The following is a 17,714-nucleotide window of genomic DNA, read 5'->3' on the forward strand; positions in this document are numbered from 1 at the left end:
AACGCCCCAGTGCGTTGCAATCTCAATCTATACAAATTTAGATTGAAAGCACAGAACGACCTCAACCTTATTGCAAAAAAAGTGCTTTTCGAAGAAGCCGAGGCCATTCAGGGCGTGGCGGCTGCTTTGGATAGCACTCCCGACTTCGCCAACTGCGTAAAGGCCATTCTGGCGCTGCGGGGCCGGGTCGTCGTAACCGGGGTAGGCAAGAGCGCCCACATTGCCGGCAAGATGGTGGCCACGCTGAACTCGACGGGTACGCCGGCCCTGTTCATGCACGCCGCCGACGCCATTCACGGCGACCTGGGCATGATTCAGCCCGAGGACTTCGTCATTGCCATCAGCAAAAGCGGCGACACGCCCGAAATCAAGGTGCTGGTACCCCTGCTCAAGCGCAAAGGCGTGCCGCTGGCAGCCCTGGTGAGCAACGCCGACTCCTACCTGGCCGTGCAGGCTACCTACGTACTGCACGCCCCCGTAACCCGCGAGGCCTGCCCGCACAACCTGGCGCCTACCACCAGCACCACCGCGGCCCTCGCCCTGGGCGACGCGCTGGCCGTGTGTCTGCTCGAGGCCCGGGAGTTTACCACCGCCGACTTTGCCCGCCTGCACCCCGGCGGTACGCTGGGCAAGAAGCTCTACCTGAAAGTAGGCGACCTGAGCCGGCAGAACCAGGCCCCGCAGGTCACGGAAAACGCCCCGCTGCGCGACATTATCCTGGAGATATCCGGCAAGCGCCTGGGCGCCACCGCAGTGCTCACTGAGCCCGCCGGTGCCCTGCTCGGCATCATCACCGATGGGGACCTGCGGCGCATGCTCACCAACTTCACCCGGCTCGAAGACATCCGGGCCCGCGACATTCTCACGGCCGGGCCCGTCACCATCGATGTGGAGGACTTTGCAGCCGAGGCCCTGGCCCGGATGCAGGAGCGCAACATCACCCAGCTTATTGTGCTCGAAGACGGCCGTTTCAGCGGCTTTATTCACCTGCACGACCTGCTGCGCGAAGGACTGGTATGAGAAGCTGCGGCGAGGCCAGCCGGCGTTTACGTTTTGAATGCGCCAGCCTGCGTCAGCTGAACCGCTGCTTCTTGGCTACTCATCCGGAGGCTTCCTGTCCACCTCAGTACTTCCCGCTACCTTTGTCTTTCTTCCGGGTCCGGTATCCCTTCCGTCCAGGCTTTTGAAGTACTCTGCTATGCAAGAAAATACCTACCTCGTGGTCATGGCCGGTGGCATTGGCAGCCGCTTCTGGCCTTTTAGCCGGACGCACAATCCCAAGCAGTTTCACGACGTGCTCGGCGTAGGACGCTCGATGCTGCAGCTGACCGTGGACCGTTTCGAGGGCATCTGCCCGCCCGAAAACGTGTTCATCGTGACGCACCGCGACTACCGCGAGCAGGTGCAGCAGCACCTGCCCCAGCTGGCCCCCGAGCAGATTCTGATTGAGCCAATCGGCCGCAACACGGCGCCCTGCATTGCCTACGCCAGCTACCGGATAGCCCAGCACGACCCGAAGGGCGTCATCATCGTGTCACCGGCCGATCATGCGGTGCTGCACGAAGACGAGTTCCGGCGCGTGATAACCCAGGCCGTAGCCGGCGCCCGCACCAACGATATCCTGCTGACCCTGGGCATCCAGCCCTCCCGCCCCGACACCGGCTACGGCTACATTCAGTACCTCGACCAGGATGAGGCCGGCCATGCCTTCCCGGCCGGCTTTAAAAAGGTGAAGACCTTTACCGAAAAGCCGAATCTGGAGCTGGCCCGCATGTTTGTCGACAGCGGGGATTTTCTGTGGAACTCCGGGCTGTTCGTATGGCGGGCCGACGTTATCATTCAGGCCTTCCATCAGTACCTGGGCGACATTGCCGAGGTATTCGACGAAGGCGTGGAGCTGCTGGGAACTCCGGCCGAAGAGGAGTTTATTGCCGAAGCCTACTCCCGCTGCCGCAACATCAGCATCGACTACGGGGTGATGGAAAAGGCCGACAACGTGTTTGTGCTGCCCGCCGACTTCGGCTGGAGCGACCTGGGCACCTGGGACTCGCTGCACCGCATCGGGGAGCGGGACGAGCACGGCAACGTAGTCGACGGCGACGCCTTACTTTATGACACCCAAAACTGCGTGGTGAAAACTCCGTCGGAGCGGCTGGTCGTGCTGCAGGGCCTGGATGGCTACATCGTGGCCGAGTACGACAACGTGCTGCTGATCTGCAAGCGCAGTGAGGAGCAGCGCGTCAAGGACTTCGTGGCCGACGTGCGGACGAAGAAGGGGAACGGGTACAATTAAGAATTCGCTTTTGGCGAGTTCCGCTCGTTGGGCGGTATCTGATTCGGTTTGAAACAAAAAGGCCGTTCAACTCCCGGGTGGAGTAGTTGAACGGCCTTTTCAATTCTTAATTGCTAATTGTTAATTCTTAATTGGCGCAGCCGAAAGCCGCTGGCGAAGGACTTCAAACAACATGATTCCGCTGGCGACGGACACGTTCAGGCTCTGAATCTGGCCGGCCATGGGAATGCGCAGCTTGGCATCGGCCAGCTTGAGGTACTCGGGCGAGATGCCGTCCTCTTCAGATCCCATCAGAATGGCGACCGGACCGGTCATGTCCACGGCGCCGGCTTCGAGGCTGGCATCCGCCTTCTCGGTGCAGGCTACTACCGTCACGCCCGACTGCTGCAGAAACGTGATGGTGTCCTTTAGGTTGGGCTCCCGGCAGACCGGAATCAGGTTGAGGGCGCCGGCCGAGGTTTTCAGCGCGTCGCCGTTGATCTGGGCTGCGCCCCGGCTGGGTACCACGATGGCATGCACGCCCAGGCACTCGGCATTACGGGCAATGGAACCGAAGTTGCGCACGTCGGTAATCCGGTCGAGCAGCAGGAGCAGGGGCGTTTTGCCCTCCTCGTACAAGCCGGCCAGAATGCTGTCGAGCGGCTGATAGTCGATGGGCGACACGAAGGCCACGGCACCCTGGTGATTTTTACGGGTCAGGTCGTTGAGCTTCTCGATGGGCACCAGCGACATGGGAATGTTGGCCGCTTTGGCCAGCTCACCAATCTCCTGGGTCATGCTGTTCTTGGTGGCGCGCAGCAGGTAGATCTTCTCCAGTGTGCGGCCGGCCGTCAGGGCTTCCAGGATAGGACGCAGGCCAAACAGCATCTCAATGCTGCGGTCGGCGGCCGGGCGGTGCGGGTAGCGGGGCTTGTAGTCGCCCCGCGGCTCCCGCCGGTCGTCGCCCCGGCCTTCGCTACGGTTGCCACCCCGGTCATCCCGGCGGGGCTCGGCCCCCCGGTCGTCGCGGCTTACCGGGCGGTTTTCGTTGTCGTAGTATTGACGGCGCTCATTCAGCGGGCGGTCGGGGCGGTCTGTCCTTTTCTCCATTGCTCCACAGTGGCATACCAGAGCTGTTCGTACTCGGGCCGGCGCACCAGTTCATAGTGTTCGGGAGCAAAGGTACTGGGTTTGGGCCGGAACGTATAGGTGCCGGTTCCCACGGCCGGGGTGCGGTAAACCCAGCGCTCCTCCCCACCGCCGCGGTACACCACGTCAGGCGGACCCAGCACAATGTAGAGCATGCCCCGGTCGGTCATCCAGCCGGCCTTGTGCGCAGTGAACAGGCGGTTGGCTTCGGCCACGCGGGCGTAGTATGTGCGAATCAGCTGTCGGGCAATGGTCTGCTGGCCGGTGGCCGTTTTCAGCCAGAACTGGTCTACCGCCCGCTTGGTTTCGGCCGCTTCCCGCATGCTGCGCCGCTCGGTGGAGGTCGTAATGTAGATCAGAGGTTGCAGCAGGTCGTTGGGGGTGCTGACCTCGGGATACTGGCTGTCCTCCACCAGAAGTCCCAGCGCCGGGTTTTCGGAGCCCACGCGCAGGCTATAGACCCCGGCGGCAGCAAGGCGGGCCAGCTGCCCGGGGCGTAGCAGCAGGGAGTCGCGCACGGTCAGCGTGCGGGAAGTAGGCGGCTGAGTGGCCGGGTTGGTCATGGGCGGCAGGGCCGGGGCAAAGATGGCCGCCAGCTGCTTGAGGCTGGCGGGCAGCTCGGGGCCAAACGAATTCACCCCGAAGGATTCTCCGGTCCGCACGTAGCGCCGCAGCAGCGGCTCACCCAGGGAGTCGGTCAGAATAAACGAGCGGCGCAGATGGTCGGTGGTTATAGTGAGCCAGGCTTCCCCATCGGTTTCGCCCCCGGGCTGTTCTCCCCCCGGCTGGATGCTGATCACCTGTCCGGGAGCCAGGCGGCTGGCCGGCAGGCTGAACTCCACCCAGGCGGCTTCCCCGTCGCGCCGGGTGCGACGGCCCAGGCGGCGCACCGAATCCTGCCAGACAGGGCGGCGGGCATCATAATCAGGCCATACAGTAAGCCAGAGCGCCTGCCCGGGCCGGAGCACCGTGGCCTGCGGAAAGCGCAGGTACACCCGCACGCTGTCGGCCTCCCGGCGGGTATCGGCCAGCACGCGCCGCGCCGACTGGTACTGGGCGGAAAAGTCGCGGCGGGGTGCCGCCCCGGCCTCGGGTGCCAGGCTTACTTCCCAGAACAGCAGTGCCAGTAGAAGTAAAAAACGTTGTTGCAGAGGCATTGCGCCGAATAAGTTAATTGGATGGGCCAGAGCGAAGGTAACCGGAGAACCCGACTAACGCTCTCAGTGCCCTATTCATACGCAGCCGATCTGAAGGGACGCAAAAAAGCCGGTCTTCTGTTGAAAGAAGCCGGCTTTTTTGCTGCCAGAGCCAGGGAAGCTCTAGCGCGGATAGTACTTATTGAGCAGCTCCGCGGCCTTGGAAGCCCGCTGCTGGTCGTTAAGCTGGGAAGCCGCCTGGTACACGCTCTGCAACGCCAGCAGGTTGGTTTGCACCTCCGTGTCGAACAGGGTACTGTTGTGCGAGTAGTAATAGGCCAGGGACTGCTCGGCCCGGTTGACCATCGTATCCATCAGCTCATTTGCCTTTTTCGTTTCGCCCACTGCCACCAGCGGCAGCACGAACTGAGGCGAGTAGTAGTCGTAAGGAATGCTCTTGTCGGGCATCACGGCAAAGCACCGGTCAATAACCTCCTTGGCCTTGGCCGTGTCGCCTTCGGCGAGGTAGGCATTGGCCAGACGGGAAAACTTGTCGCGGTAGTTGGCCGGGAAGCGCAGGTTGTTTTCGTCGTAGAAGATGTTCGGGTCATTCAGGCCCCGGAAGCTGAACGTGCGCATCATATTCTGATACATCAGGTCCTTGGCCACGTAGCCCTCGGCGTTGCCGCGGGGCTCGTAGTTCGGGTCGCGGGCCGGCAGGATGCGGTAGGCAAGGCCTTCGAGCTGAAAGTAGGGCTGCAGGTTCATGAAGTCGGCCGTGTTCACCGTGCTCGAGAAGTAGATGGGCCGCTTCCAGTTGTTGGTCGCCAGCATATCCAGAATCACGAGGTTCTTTTTCTCGATGGCACCTTTGCCCATGTCCCACTCCATGCGCGACACCAGCTGGCCCTTGCGGTCGGGCGCCAGCAGGTTCATGGCCTTCACCGCCGTCGTATCCACGTTGAGGTAGAACTTGCGGGTAGGATACGACAGCAAGGGGCGGCCGCTCTGGGTCTGCACCTGCAGCAGGGGGCTGTTCTGCTGTACCAGCTGCACAAACTCCTGCAGGTTCACTTCGTTTACCGCCGGGTTTTCCACGTAGGGCAGGTAGTCGTTCGTGCCCTGGGCGTAGTGCTGGTTCTGCATCGAAATCGGCAGAGGCTCCGACTTATAGGAGCGGCGCTTCATCTGGTCGATGTACCAGTCGGTATTCAGGTAGCTGAGCACAGCCACCCGCACGTCGGTCCGGACGCCTTCCACTTCCTGGGCGTACCAGAGCGGGAAGGTGTCGTTGTCGCCGTTGGTGAACAGGATGGCGTTCGGAGCGCAGGAGTTGAGCAGGTTGCGGGCCGAGTCCACCGAGTTGTAGCGGTCCGACCGGTCGTGGTCATCCCAGCCCTGGGCTACCATCAGGCCGGGGGCCAGCAAACCCAGCAGCGTCACCACGCCCGCCCGCAGGCCATCTGACTTCAGCACCGGACGCAGCAGGTCGGCCAGCGCCAGCACGCCCAGTCCGATCCAGATGGCAAAGGCAAACGTGGCCCCCGTGAAGGTGTAGTCCCGCTCCCGGGGCTCGATGGGCGGCTGGTTGAGGTAGAATACAATGGCCAGGCCGGTAAACAAAAACAGCAAGCCTACGATGAGGGCGTTGCGTCCGTCGCGGCGGGCGTGGTAAAACAAGCCCAGCAAACCCAGGATCAGGGGAATGGCGAAGAAGTTGTTGCGGGCTTCACTGTCGGCAATCCGTTCGGGCAGGCCGTTCTTGCCGCTTTCCCAGGGAGCCAGTACGCCGGAGTTCTGCACGTCGCCTTCACGGCCCACGTAGTTCCACAGGAAGTAGCGCCAGAACATATGACCCATCTGGTAGCGGAACATGAAACTCAGGTTCTGGCCCATCGACGGCTTGACGCCCTCCTGAATGTCAACCCACTTCTTGTAGTTGTAGATGTGCTCCGGAGCCGGGCTGTAGATGCGGGGCAGCAGCATCTTGTCCTCGTCGCGGTAAATGGTTTCAAGGCGGTTTTCAGCTACCACGTACTTGTCGCCCTTGCGCACGTAGCGCGGGGCACCTTCCTTCTGGTCGATGGCCTCGGCGTTGAACTGGGGACCGTAGAGCAGGGGCCGGTCGCCGTACTGTTCGCGCTTGAGGTAGCTCACGAAGCTGAGCACGTCCTCGGGGTTGTTTTCGTTGATGGTGGGGTGGTAGCTCGACCGGATCGGGATGATCAGGTACGACGAGTAGCCGATCAGGATGAAGACCAGACTCAGCAGGGCCGTGTTCAGGACCCGGCTGCGCTGCCGGATGGAATAGCGAAAGCCCAGCCACAGCAGCGTGCCGAAGACCAGCACGAAAAAGATAATGCCGGAGTTGAACGGCAGGCCGAAGCTGTTTACGAACATGACCTCGAGGCTACCAGCCAGGGAAGGAAGTCCGGGTATAATGCCGACCATAATCACGCCCACAATGACGCTGCTCACCAGAAGCGTCAGCACGGCGCCCCACAGCGTGGGAGTATTGGTGCGACGGTAGTAGTAGACCAGGCCCAGGGCCGGCAGGGTGAGCAGGTTCAGCAGGTGCACCCCGATGCTCAGGCCTACCACGTAGGCAATCAGGATCAGCCATTTGTCGGAATCAGCTTCGTCGGCGCGGTTGTCCCACTTCAGCATAATCCAGACGACCACGGCCGTGCATAAGGACGACATGGCGTATACCTCGCCTTCCTCGGCATTAAACCAGAACGAGTCGGAGAAGGCGAAGGCCAGGGCCCCAACGGCGCCGGCACCCAGAATCAGCAGGCTCTGCCCGAAGGTGGGCTCCAGCAGCCGGTCGTCGCCGGGAGTTGTGCGGGCCAGCACCATCTTCTTGGCCAGCATCGTGATAATCCAGAACAGGAACAGCACCGAAAACGAGCTGCTCAGCGCCGACAGGGCGTTCACCAGCACTGAGACCTTCGTCACGTCGCCAAAGGAGAGCAGCGACATCAGGCGGCCCAGCAGCAGGAAGGTAGGCGCCCCGGGAGGGTGGGGAACCAGCAGTTTGTAGGAGCAGGCAATGAACTCGCCGCAGTCCCAGAAGGAGGCCGTGGGCTCCAGGGTAAGCAGATACGTGAGCGTGGCAATGGCAAACACAAGCCAACCCACCAGATTATTCAGGCTTTTGTAACTCCGCATATTTACTTTTTCAAAGAAGGGCCAAAAGTAGGCAATAAATCCGGCCGTACCGCACCGGCACGGGCACCGCGGCTGTCGAAGAATCCCGGGGTCCCCGGGCTGCGGGCCTTGCCTTTCGCAACGCTTCCGCATGGCCCGCTGGTATGGCCGCCAACCTGGGCCGGCTTGCGTATCCGCAATGGGCAGGCAGCAAAAAAGGCAGCCAGGGTCTCCGGCTGCCTTTCGAATACATCGGCTGAAGCCGGAGGTTAGTTCTGAAGAATCAGGCGCTTGGTGCTCATTACTTTGTCGCCGACGACCAGGCTGTAGAAGTACATGCCGGCGGGCAGGTCGGTGAGGTCCACATGAATGACGTCCATAGCCGATTCGGGCTTCAGAGCGAGGGTGCGTACTTCGCGGCCCAGCACGTTGGTCAGGCGGAGCTTGTAGTCCTGGCCCTGCTGGCCAACCGATACCGACACCATGCCCTTGGAGGGATTAGGGTATACGCTAAGCGTAGGCGTGTTCGGCCGGGCCTGCTCCGCCGGCGTGGCGTTGGAAACCGTGATAGTGCCAAACTGGCCGAAGCCGGGCCCTCCGTGGGCCGTGCAGTGGTAGGGGAAAGCCCCGACGGTGTTGAATGTAATTGACCGGGTAGGGTTGGCGGAATTCATCTGGAAGGTCGCCCACGCGCCGTTGTCCGAAGCCGTCGGGTGACTTGAAAACCCGACGTACTGCCACGTAACTACATCCCCGGGCCGGATGGTAACGGCCTGGGGCGAGTAGAAATTGTCCCCTACCTGAATGGTAATGGTAGCTGCCAGGGCGGAAAGCTGCCCGAGCAGTAAGCCAATTAGAATAAATAAGCGGGTAGAGGTTTTCATGGCATTCAACGTGCGTTGGTCCGGTCCACAGGGTTCCGGTGCTGTTCAAATATACGGATGGGCGAAGCGTGACAAACCAGGCTGGGGCGTCCGACTTACCCGGTAAAGTCAAGTACCGTGCCTTTTTCCGGTTTCTGATAAAGCAGATGCTGTTTTAGAGCCAGGGGTTGCACAAAGGTTTAATCTGCGTCAGCACCTAAGGAAGAGACTGGGTTCTTCTGTCTCTGAAAGCTAGCCCTAAAAGTTGGTTGCTTACTATATAAGACGAACAAAGTTTTCAGGAAATCCTCTCAGCAGTAGCGGATTTCCTGAAAATTAAATGTCCGGGTTTGTCCGTCAATCTCCACCAGCAGCCGGCCAGCTTCGTCGACGTCGACGATTCGGCCCTGCACCTGCTGCCGGTCTACCTCAAAGCAGTGCAGTTCCTGAAAGCGGTAAAGCAGGCGGCGGTACTCGTGTTGCAGGGCAGCGCTGTGCCCGCCCCGCAGCTGCAGATAGCGCCGCTCCAGGGCTTCGAGCAGGGCCGTGGCCAGCGGAGCCAGCTGGTAAACCTTGCCGGTAATGTGGCTTAGCGACGTAGCGGTAGGGACGGAAAACGTCTGCTGGTTAACATTTAATCCTATTCCGACTATACTATGTTGAATCTTAGCGCCGCTTAATGTGTTTTCAATCAGAATGCCGCCTAGCTTTTGGTCTTTGAAAAAGATATCATTGGGCCACTTCACCCGAAGCGCGGTGGAAGTGCCCAGCAATTGCCGGGCCCAGTCGTGCACGGCCAGCGCCACAGCCTGACTTAGCTGAAACTGGTCGGCAGGAGCCAGGAAAGCAGGCTTCCAGACCACCGAAAGCGTCAGGTTTTCGCCGGGAGCCGCTTCCCACTGGTTGCCTCGTTGGCCCCGGCCGGCCGTCTGTTTGTCGGTAATAACGGTGCAGCCGTCCGTGGCGCTGTTTTTGACGAGCAGCAGCTGGGCCTCGGTGTTCGTCGAGGCGCATTCGGTCAGCCAAACAAGCTGTTGGCCCGTGAAAAGGGTTTGGGGGGAAATAGCCTCCACCTGATTTACGTACTTTGTGATGTTCAAACCTAATAATACCCTATGAAAAGTACCCTGGTTCGACAGGATTCAGACAGATTGGCAGATGTAGTGGTGCGCGGCATGCAGGATAAGAAAGCCGTCGACATCGTGGTCCTCAATCTTCAGGAGCTCAAAAACGCCGTTGCCGATTATTTTGTCATCTGCTCGGCCTCGTCCGACACTCAACTCGACGCCATTGCGCGCTCCGTGGAAGAGGAAGTGGAAAAGGCAATGGGTCAGAATCCCTGGCAGACCGAAGGCCGCACCAACCGCGAGTGGGTGCTGCTCGACTACGTGGACGTCGTTGTGCACGTATTCCTGCGCGACCGGCGCCAGTTCTACGCGCTCGAGGAGCTGTGGGGCGATGCCGAAATCAAACACATTGAAGAAGAAACCGCCGCTCTGTAAAATATTACGGGGCCGCGCGCGTCTTATTCCTAACAAACCCTTGGGCGGCGTGTTCCGCCTTTGTTTTCGTTTAGCAATTCGTATTCATGCCTGATATAACCCCCAAGAAGAAGAAACCCATGCTGCCTGCTCCCGGTCCCCGGCCAAGCATGCAGATGTGGGCACTGGCTGGATTGGTAGTGTTCATCCTTGGGGTGATCTACTTCAATCGCAGCAATTCGACCATTGAAATCAAACAGCAGCAGTTCAAAACCATGCTGCTGGCTGGTGACGTGCGTGATGTGACGCTGGTAAACGACCGGATGGTGGAGGTGACGCTGAAGCCGGAAGTGGCCCGCGGCCCCAAGTACAAAGCGGAGCTTACCCGTCGCGGCCCGCTTACCTTGGAGCAGGGCCCGCAGTATAGCTTCCGGGTAGTGGACGGCAAGACGTTTACAGAGTTTCTGGAGCGTACGCAGGCCGGGCTTCCCGAGAGCCAGCAGATCGGCCTGAACGTAGCCCCTGACCGCCAGAGCTACGGTGACCTGATTACGAGCTGGGGCTTTATGCTGCTGCTCTTCGTGGGCTTCTGGTTCCTGATGCGCCGCATGAGCGGTGGGGGTGGACCCGGTGGTCAGATCTTCAACATCGGCAAAAGCCGCGCGGCCCTTTTTGAGGGTGGCGACAAGGTAAAGGTGACGTTCAAGGACGTGGCCGGCCTGGAAGAAGCCAAAGAGGAAGTAGAGGAAATCGTGGAGTTTCTGCGGAACCCGTCTAAGTTCACCGTCCTCGGTGGCAAGATTCCGAAAGGAGCCCTGCTGGTCGGTCCTCCCGGCACCGGCAAAACTCTGATGGCGAAAGCCGTGGCCGGCGAAGCCGACGTGCCTTTCTTCTCGCTTTCCGGCTCCGACTTCGTCGAGATGTTCGTGGGGGTAGGAGCCGCCCGCGTGCGGGACCTGTTCAAGCAGGCCAAGGCCAAGGCGCCCTGCATCATCTTCATCGACGAGATTGACGCCATTGGCCGCAGCCGCAGCCGGGGCAATGTGCCCGGCGGCAACGACGAGCGCGAGAACACCCTGAATTCCCTGCTGGTGGAAATGGACGGTTTCGGTACCGACTCCGGGGTTATTATCCTGGCCGCTACCAACCGCCCCGACACGCTCGACTCGGCTTTGCTGCGTCCCGGCCGCTTCGACCGGCAGATCAGCATCGACAAGCCCGACATCAACGGCCGCACCCAGATTTTCGACGTTCACCTCAAGCCCCTGACTTTGGGCCCCGATGTAGATGCGCGTAAGCTGGCCGCCCAGACACCTGGTTTCGCCGGCGCCGAAATTGCCAACGTCTGCAACGAAGCCGCTTTGATTGCCGCCCGCCGCGACAAGAAGATGGTGACGATGCAGGACTTCACCGATGCCGTAGACCGTGTAATCGGTGGCCTGGAGAAGAAAAACAAAATCATTTCGCCAAGTGAGAAGCGGATTGTGGCTTACCACGAGGCTGGCCACGCCATTGCCGGCTGGTTTCTCGAGCACGCCGACCCGCTGGTGAAGGTTAGCATCGTACCCCGCGGAGTGGCGGCTCTGGGCTACGCGCAGTACCTGCCCCGGGAGCAGTTCCTCTACAACACTGAGCAGCTGACGGACGAGATGTGCATGACCCTGGGCGGCCGCGCCGCCGAGGAGCTGGTATTCGGTAAAATCTCCACGGGGGCCCTGAGCGACCTGGAGCGCATCACCAAGATGGCCTACTCCATCGTGACGATGTATGGTATGAATGCCAAGCTGGGCAACATTTCCTATTATGACTCGAAGGGGCAGAATGAGTACGGCTTCTCCAAGCCCTACTCGGAAGCCACTTCGCAGATGATTGACGAGGAAGTGCGCACCATTATCGAAAATGCCTACATCCGCACCAAGGAGCTGCTGACCGAGCGTCGGCACGAGCTGGAGGTGGTAGCGAAAGAGCTACTCGAAAAGGAAATCCTGCTGCAGGAAGATCTGGAGCGCCTCGTCGGCAAGCGTCCGTTCGACAGCCAGACCACCTACCAGGCCCACATGGCCGGCACGGACCGCAGCGAAACGCTGAGTGAGCGGAAACAGGAGCACCCCCTTCCGCTTGGCAATGACCTGCCGGACCTGAACCTGCCCGGCGTGGATTCCAAGCCGGAGTCAGGCAGCAACTCCGACGTATCGAGCGGCAGCGCCGTGACTCCCCTGTAGCTTTCGCCACTGATGTAAAAAAGCCAGCCTCACGGGGCTGGCTTTTTTTATGGGCCCTTTGCGGGCAGGCGGCAAGCTTGCTGGTTCGTTCTATCTTTGAACCCCTCTGGGGCCGGAGCTGTCCGGCCCGCTGTGGTACTACTATGTCTGATTCCGCCCGCGAAAGTATCCTGCGCCGTATCCGCGAAGCCCTGCAGCAACCCTCCCCGGTGTTGCCCCGGCCGGAGCAGACTTCGTCTGTGCATCCGCCGGCCGCCGAGGACCTGGCCGTGGCTTTTGCCGAAAGCTTCGTGCGGGTAGGAGGCGTGTTCTACTACTGCGAGTCGGAAGAGCATTTCTTTGACCAGCTCTTCACCCACAAGAAGGACAAGAGCCTTGACAGCCTGTACGTGTGGGAGCCCGAGCTGAAAAAGATGCTGCACGCCGGCGGAATCGGGTTTGTCGGCGACGAGAAGGACTTCCTGAAAAAGGCCGACGCTGGCCTGACGACCTGTGAGGCCCTGGTGGCCCGGACGGGCAGCGTGCTGGTGAGCGGGGCGCATGCCGGCGGGCGCCGCCTCAGCATCTACCCCGACCAGCACCTGATTCTGGCCCGCACCTCCCAGGTGGTAGCCGATATCGGCGACGCCCTGACCCTGCTGCGTGGCCGGTACGGCGCCAAGCTGCCTTCGATGATTTCGCTGACGACCGGGCCGAGCCGCACGGCCGATATTGAGAAAACGCTGGTGCTCGGTGCCCACGGCCCGCGCAGCATCGTGCTGTTTTTACTGGATGACGCTCCCGACCCAACTGCCTGACCTGGCTTTGCCCGCCGGCAAGCAGGTGTACTTTGCTTCCGACTTTCACCTCGGCGCTCCCACCGCGGCCAGCTCGGCTGAGCGGGAGCGGCGCATTGTGCGCTGGCTCGACAGCATCGCGCCGGATGCGGCGGCCATTTACCTGCTGGGCGACATTTTCGACTTCTGGTTTGAGTACCGCCACGCCATTCCCCGGGGATTTATCCGGCTACAGGGCAAGCTGGCGGAACTGACGGACGCCGGTATCCCGGTCACGTTCTTTACCGGCAACCACGACATGTGGATGTTCGACTACTTCACCAAGGAACTGGGCATTCCGATTATGCGCCACGCGGTAAGCCAGCGGATAGGAGGAAAGATGTTCCACATCGGGCACGGCGACGGGCTCGGCCCCAAAGACCACGTGTACAAGGTGCTCAAGCGCGTGTTTGCCAGTCCGGTGGCGCAGTGGCTGTTTGCCCGCCTGCACCCCAACTTTGGAATTGGCATTGCCAACGCCTGGAGCCGGCGCAGCCGCATTCAGAACGCCGAAGCGGACGCCAAGTATTTCGGGGATGATGAGTGGCTGCTGGTCTATTGCCGGGAGCAGGAGCAGCGCCAGCACCACGACTACTACGTGTTCGGCCACCGTCACCTGCCTCTCGACGTACCCGTAGGCCCGGGCAGCCGTTATGTGAACCTGGGGGAATGGGTCAATTATTGCTCCTACGCGGCCTACGATGGAAAGCAGCTGGAACTACGGCATTTTGAGCAAGGGCAGAAATAAAAGCGCAGCGCTTAGAACGCAGAAGAAGGCACTGCGTCTGGCAATGGTCTTGGTTCTCAGCTGTCCGCTCTCAACGCTGACGCATGCCCAGACCACGGTGCCGGCTGCGGCCTCCGTTGCTCCCGCCTCGAGGGTAGCCCCCGTTTCGACCCCGGCGCCGGTGGCAGCCCCCAACGCCGCCGTGCCTTCTTCGGCCACCTGGGCCCTGGTGCAGACGATTAAGCTGACGCAGCCCGGCTCGGCCTCGCTCGACCGGCGCGGCAACCTGTACGTGACCGACCGCGACGATAACATTCACCAGTACGGCCCCGACGGGCAGGCCCTGAACACGTTTTCGCCCCCGCTGCCGGGGCATACCGCCCAGCTCGAAGCCTGGAACACCACCAAGATCCTCGCGTTCTACGACGACCGGCAGGAGATTTTGCTGCTCGACCGGTTCATGAGCCCCATTGGCCAGTTTCGCACGGCCGAGTTTATTGACGGCATGGTGCGGGCTGCGACCCTAGCGCCCGATGACCGGATCTGGCTGCTCAACGAAAGCGACCTGACGCTCCGCCTATTTGACCCCACCCAGCAGCGTCTCGTCCGCAGCACGTCGCTCGATCTGCTGATTGGCCGCACCCGCCCCGACTTCCGTTTTCTCCGTCAGTACCAGAACAACCTGTATCTGCTCGACCGCCAGAGCGGCGTGTATGTATTCGACAACCTGGGCACCTATCGAAAAAAACTGCCCTTCCTGAACCTGAGTGCCATTGGCTTCCGGGGAGACGAGCTGTACTTTCTGGCCGACGGCGCCCTGCACTTCTTTCACCTCTACAACCTGACCGAGCGTACGATGCCGCTGCCCGTCGTGGTGGGCGACGTGCGTCAGATTCTGATTGGGGAAGGATATGTATATGCGCTGAATCCCGACGGGGTGCAGGTTTTCCGGTGGTAGCATTACCCGGGTTAGGAAAAGCACCGGAGAAGGACCGGAAACAGCATTGACCGGACTGGATACGCCGGCTGTTAACTGCATCTGCGGGGGGTAGTTGTTTACTGCCACCTATCCGGTTGCACGTTTGGGCAACAGGAAACGAGTTTCGGTTATCTTTAGCCAATGACTCACCCGTGCAGCGCCCACCCTGCTACTTCAGCCCCCTGACCGATGCTACGTTTCCGCCGGGCGGGTTTCTGCTATTCCTTTCTAACTGCTCTGACGCTGGTCCTGGCGACGGCATTAACCCCGGCGCGGGCCCAAACGGCTGGAAGGGCACTGCCCGAAGGTAAAATTGCTCCGGCCGTTTTACGACGTATTCCGATAGGCTCCCAACTCCCGCGGCTCTGCATCCAGGTGCGGAACCGGGCTGCCTTTGAAACCTGGGCCCGGCAGCATCTGCCTGAACTGACTATTGCAGTGGTGCCCGGTCAGAGCGACCTGCTTCAGCTAACGGGCCTGGTCGCCGGGGAGCTGCCGGTGCTTTCGGCCTGCCCCTGGGTTGTTTTCGTGGACCTGCCCGACCGCCGCGCCCGCGAAGAGCGGCTAGTGCCCGGGGCCAATCTGACGGTCAACCGGGTGGCGGCCCTGCACGAGCAGTTTCCGGCACTGACGGGGCAGGGAATGGCTGTTTCAATCAAAGAAAGACCATTCGACCCCGCTGACCCTGATTTGAAAGGCCGGGTGCTGAACCCCACTGCCATTCCGGGTCCGGCTACCGTGCATGCTACTACCATGGCAAGCATCGTGGCCGGGGCGGCAAACACCGGGCCCAATGGGCGGGGCGTTGCCTGGCAGGCCAGCCTTGCAAGTTCGGATTTTGCCCGGCTGCTCCCCGACGATGCCCAGCCGCTGCTGCAGGCCGGTATATCAGTGCAGAACCATTCCTACGGCGTCGATATTGAAAATTTTTACGGGCTGGAATCCCGCGCCTACGACCAGCAGACAATCCAGGTGCCGACGCTGCTCCACGTCTTTTCCTCCGGCAATGCGGGCCGCGACGCCAGTGCCGATGGACGCTACCGCGGGCTGGCGGGCGCGGCCAACCTCACCGGGCAGTTCAAGCAGTCGAAGAATACGCTTAGCGTTGGCGCTACCGATGCTTCGGGTACAGTATCGCTGCTCAGTTCCCGGGGACCGGCCTACGACGGGCGAATCAAACCGGAGCTGGTGGCCTATGGCGACGGCGGTACGTCCGATGCGGCGGCACTCGTTTCAGGGGCCAGTGTTCTGGTGCAACAGGCTTATGGTCAGCCCCGGGCGGGCACGCTGCCTCCGGCCGCACTGGTAAAAGCCGTGTTAATCAACAGTGCCGACGATACCGGCCGGCCCGGCCCCGACTTTGTCGCCGGCTTCGGGCAGGTCGATGCGCTGGGTGCCGTGCAGACGATAACCGAAAACCGGTTCACCAACAGCACCGTGGCCACCCAGGCCACCCGGGCGGTTCCCGTTTCAGTCCCGACCGGAACCTACCTACTAAAAGCCACCCTGGTCTGGCACGATGCCGAAGCACCGGCCGGTGCCGCGCAGGCGTTGCTCAACGACCTCGACCTGGAGCTGGTTAACCTGGCTTCGGGGCAGCGCTGGCAGCCCTGGGCGCTTAGCTCGTATCCGCATCCCGACTCCTTGGCTCTGCCCGCGCGGCGGCGCCCCGACCACCTCAACAACGTCGAGCAGGTCACGATAACCTTGCCTGCCGCCGGGGCCTACGAGCTGCGGGTACGGGGGCAGAGCCTGATGGGCGCCTCCCAGGCGTTCAGCATTGCCTACGAGCTGGAAAGCGGCCTGACTTGGGTTCAGCCGGGTAAGACCAGTCACTTCCGGCCTCTGGAAACCAACATTCTGCACTGGCAGTGGCGCGGTCCGGCCACCTCTGCCCGACTGGAGTACCAGCCCGTGGGCCGTACCGGCTGGGAGCTGCTGAGCGGCAGCGTGAATCTAAGTCAGCAATACTACGTGTGGCGTGTGCCGGATACGCTCACGCTGGCCCGGGTACGGTTGGTGGCCGGCAGCAACGTGTATCACTCCGACACCTTCAGCATTGCGCCGCCTTTGCTTACCGGGTTTGGCTACGTGTGCCCCGACGCGGTGGCACCCCGCGAAGCGCTGCTTCACTGGAACGCCCTGCCCGGCGTGGCGCGCTACCAGGTCTACCATCTGCGCGGGCTTTACCTGGAACCCCTGCTACAGACCGCCGATACGGCGGTGGTGCTTACCCAGGGCCAGCTGGGCGTGCGCCAGTACGCCGTAACGCCGATCCTGCAGGGACGGCCGCTGGAGCGCAGCCGCACGGTCGACTTCATCGGGAATGGCATTGGCTGCTACATTCGCTCCTTCGTCGCCCGCGAGGCCGCTACCAGCCTTGTTCGTTTCGATCTGACGCTGGGGAGCGTGTTCCGCCTCCGTTCGGCAACCCTGGAAAAGCTGGGCCCGGATGGTTATCAGCCAGTCCAGACTTTGCAGCCAGTCGTGGAGTTGGAGATGGCTTTCACCGACCTAAATCCCGCTTCGGGACCCAATACCTACCGCGCCCATGTGCTCGACGTGGCTGGCAATTCCTATTACAGTCAGCCCGAGACCGTTCAGTACGTAGCCTCGGATGATGTACAGGTTTACCCGAACCCGGCCCCGGCCGGTACCGCGCTGCAGGTTATTCAGGGTGAAGGTGGGGCAACGCAGCTGCAGCTTTACGATCTGCTCGGCCGCCTCGTCCGGGAAACTAGTGGCGAAGGGCAGGTCAAGCTGCTTGACACCAGCGGACTGAAAAAAGGCGTATACGTGCTTCGGGCACGTACTGCCAGCGGGCAGGCGTTGCAGCGCCGGGTGGTGGTCCTGTAATCAGGCAATACGATAAGGCACCTGAGGTATGCCTCGCTGAATAGGGAATAAACAGTTCGTGAGC

At 61.3% G+C, this 17,714-nt stretch carries 13 protein-coding genes; 8 read left to right on the plus strand and 5 right to left on the minus strand.

Features of this window, described 5'->3' with window-relative positions:
• Positions 1-42 precede the first annotated feature (42 nt).
• Positions 43-1,020 (plus strand): KpsF/GutQ family sugar-phosphate isomerase, encoded by a 978-nt coding sequence (locus LJY25_RS10325; protein ID WP_262908742.1) that lies wholly within the window; start codon positions 43-45, stop codon positions 1,018-1,020.
• A gap of 178 nt (positions 1,021-1,198) precedes the next feature.
• Positions 1,199-2,293, plus strand: coding sequence for a mannose-1-phosphate guanylyltransferase (locus LJY25_RS10330; protein WP_227608257.1), 1,095 nt, complete (start codon positions 1,199-1,201; stop codon positions 2,291-2,293).
• A gap of 120 nt (positions 2,294-2,413) precedes the next feature.
• Here LJY25_RS10330 and rlmB read toward each other — a convergent pair whose 3' ends face one another.
• The 5 genes from rlmB to LJY25_RS10355 all read right to left on the minus strand — a co-directional run bounded on the left by rlmB (position 2,414) and on the right by LJY25_RS10355 (position 9,670).
• Positions 2,414-3,382 carry a 23S rRNA (guanosine(2251)-2'-O)-methyltransferase RlmB gene (rlmB, locus tag LJY25_RS10335; protein ID WP_227608258.1) on the minus strand — a complete coding sequence of 323 codons (969 nt, stop codon included), beginning with the start codon at positions 3,380-3,382 and terminating at the stop codon, positions 2,414-2,416.
• Positions 3,346-4,578, minus strand: a complete 1,233-nt coding sequence (locus LJY25_RS10340) for a GWxTD domain-containing protein (RefSeq protein ID WP_227608259.1) — start codon at positions 4,576-4,578, stop codon at positions 3,346-3,348. The genes rlmB and LJY25_RS10340 overlap by 37 nt, the downstream gene beginning before the upstream one ends.
• A gap of 162 nt (positions 4,579-4,740) precedes the next feature.
• A complete protein-coding gene (locus LJY25_RS10345; protein ID WP_227608260.1) occupies positions 4,741-7,728 on the minus strand; it encodes a glycosyltransferase family 117 protein in 2,988 nt (995 codons plus the stop codon).
• Between the two features lie 248 nt (positions 7,729-7,976).
• Positions 7,977-8,591, minus strand: coding sequence for a T9SS type A sorting domain-containing protein (locus LJY25_RS10350; RefSeq protein ID WP_227608261.1), 615 nt, complete (start codon positions 8,589-8,591; stop codon positions 7,977-7,979).
• Positions 8,592-8,881: 290 nt separating this feature from the next.
• Complete coding sequence (locus tag LJY25_RS10355; RefSeq protein WP_227608262.1) at positions 8,882-9,670, minus strand: biotin--[acetyl-CoA-carboxylase] ligase; 789 nt, start codon at positions 9,668-9,670, stop codon at positions 8,882-8,884.
• Positions 9,671-9,685: 15 nt separating this feature from the next.
• On the opposite strand from LJY25_RS10355, the gene rsfS reads away from it, so the two are divergent.
• From rsfS to LJY25_RS10385, 6 genes are all read left to right on the plus strand, one after another.
• Positions 9,686-10,072 carry a ribosome silencing factor gene (gene rsfS / locus LJY25_RS10360; RefSeq protein ID WP_227608263.1) on the plus strand — a complete coding sequence of 129 codons (387 nt, stop codon included), beginning with the start codon at positions 9,686-9,688 and terminating at the stop codon, positions 10,070-10,072.
• Positions 10,073-10,158: 86 nt separating this feature from the next.
• Entirely contained in the window at positions 10,159-12,273 is a 2,115-nt protein-coding gene (ftsH, locus tag LJY25_RS10365; RefSeq protein WP_227608264.1) for an ATP-dependent zinc metalloprotease FtsH, read from the plus strand.
• A gap of 143 nt (positions 12,274-12,416) precedes the next feature.
• Positions 12,417-13,070, plus strand: a complete 654-nt coding sequence (locus LJY25_RS10370) for a LutC/YkgG family protein (RefSeq protein ID WP_227608265.1) — start codon at positions 12,417-12,419, stop codon at positions 13,068-13,070.
• Positions 13,045-13,836 carry a UDP-2,3-diacylglucosamine diphosphatase gene (locus tag LJY25_RS10375; protein ID WP_227608266.1) on the plus strand — a complete coding sequence of 264 codons (792 nt, stop codon included), beginning with the start codon at positions 13,045-13,047 and terminating at the stop codon, positions 13,834-13,836. Before LJY25_RS10370 ends, LJY25_RS10375 begins: the two co-directional genes overlap by 26 nt.
• 43 nt (positions 13,837-13,879) lie before the next feature.
• Positions 13,880-14,773, plus strand: a complete 894-nt coding sequence (locus LJY25_RS10380) for a hypothetical protein (protein ID WP_227608267.1) — start codon at positions 13,880-13,882, stop codon at positions 14,771-14,773.
• A 210-nt stretch (positions 14,774-14,983) separates the two neighbouring features.
• Positions 14,984-17,650: a S8 family serine peptidase gene (locus tag LJY25_RS10385; protein ID WP_227608268.1), complete on the plus strand. Its 2,667-nt coding sequence runs from the start codon at positions 14,984-14,986 to the stop codon at positions 17,648-17,650.
• Positions 17,651-17,714 lie beyond the last annotated feature (64 nt).

Origin of the sequence: Hymenobacter translucens (assembly GCF_020685205.1) — a bacterium.
Lineage (GTDB): Bacteria > Bacteroidota > Bacteroidia > Cytophagales > Hymenobacteraceae > Hymenobacter > Hymenobacter translucens.

Excerpts from the sequence above, each read along its gene's own strand:
- LJY25_RS10330 (WP_227608257.1), top strand. The coding sequence starts at position 1,199 with ATGCAAGAAAATACCTACCTCGTGGTCATGGCCGGTGGCATTGGCAGC.
- rlmB (WP_227608258.1), bottom strand. The coding sequence starts at position 3,382 with ATGGAGAAAAGGACAGACCGCCCCGACCGCCCGCTGAATGAGCGCCGT.
- LJY25_RS10340 (WP_227608259.1), bottom strand. The coding sequence starts at position 4,578 with ATGCCTCTGCAACAACGTTTTTTACTTCTACTGGCACTGCTGTTCTGG.
- LJY25_RS10345 (WP_227608260.1), bottom strand. The coding sequence starts at position 7,728 with ATGCGGAGTTACAAAAGCCTGAATAATCTGGTGGGTTGGCTTGTGTTT.
- LJY25_RS10350 (WP_227608261.1), bottom strand. The coding sequence starts at position 8,591 with ATGAAAACCTCTACCCGCTTATTTATTCTAATTGGCTTACTGCTCGGG.
- rsfS (WP_227608263.1), top strand. The coding sequence starts at position 9,686 with ATGAAAAGTACCCTGGTTCGACAGGATTCAGACAGATTGGCAGATGTA.
- ftsH (WP_227608264.1), top strand. The coding sequence starts at position 10,159 with ATGCCTGATATAACCCCCAAGAAGAAGAAACCCATGCTGCCTGCTCCC.
- LJY25_RS10370 (WP_227608265.1), top strand. The coding sequence starts at position 12,417 with ATGTCTGATTCCGCCCGCGAAAGTATCCTGCGCCGTATCCGCGAAGCC.
- LJY25_RS10375 (WP_227608266.1), top strand. The coding sequence starts at position 13,045 with ATGACGCTCCCGACCCAACTGCCTGACCTGGCTTTGCCCGCCGGCAAG.
- LJY25_RS10380 (WP_227608267.1), top strand. The coding sequence starts at position 13,880 with ATGGTCTTGGTTCTCAGCTGTCCGCTCTCAACGCTGACGCATGCCCAG.
- LJY25_RS10385 (WP_227608268.1), top strand. The coding sequence starts at position 14,984 with ATGCTACGTTTCCGCCGGGCGGGTTTCTGCTATTCCTTTCTAACTGCT.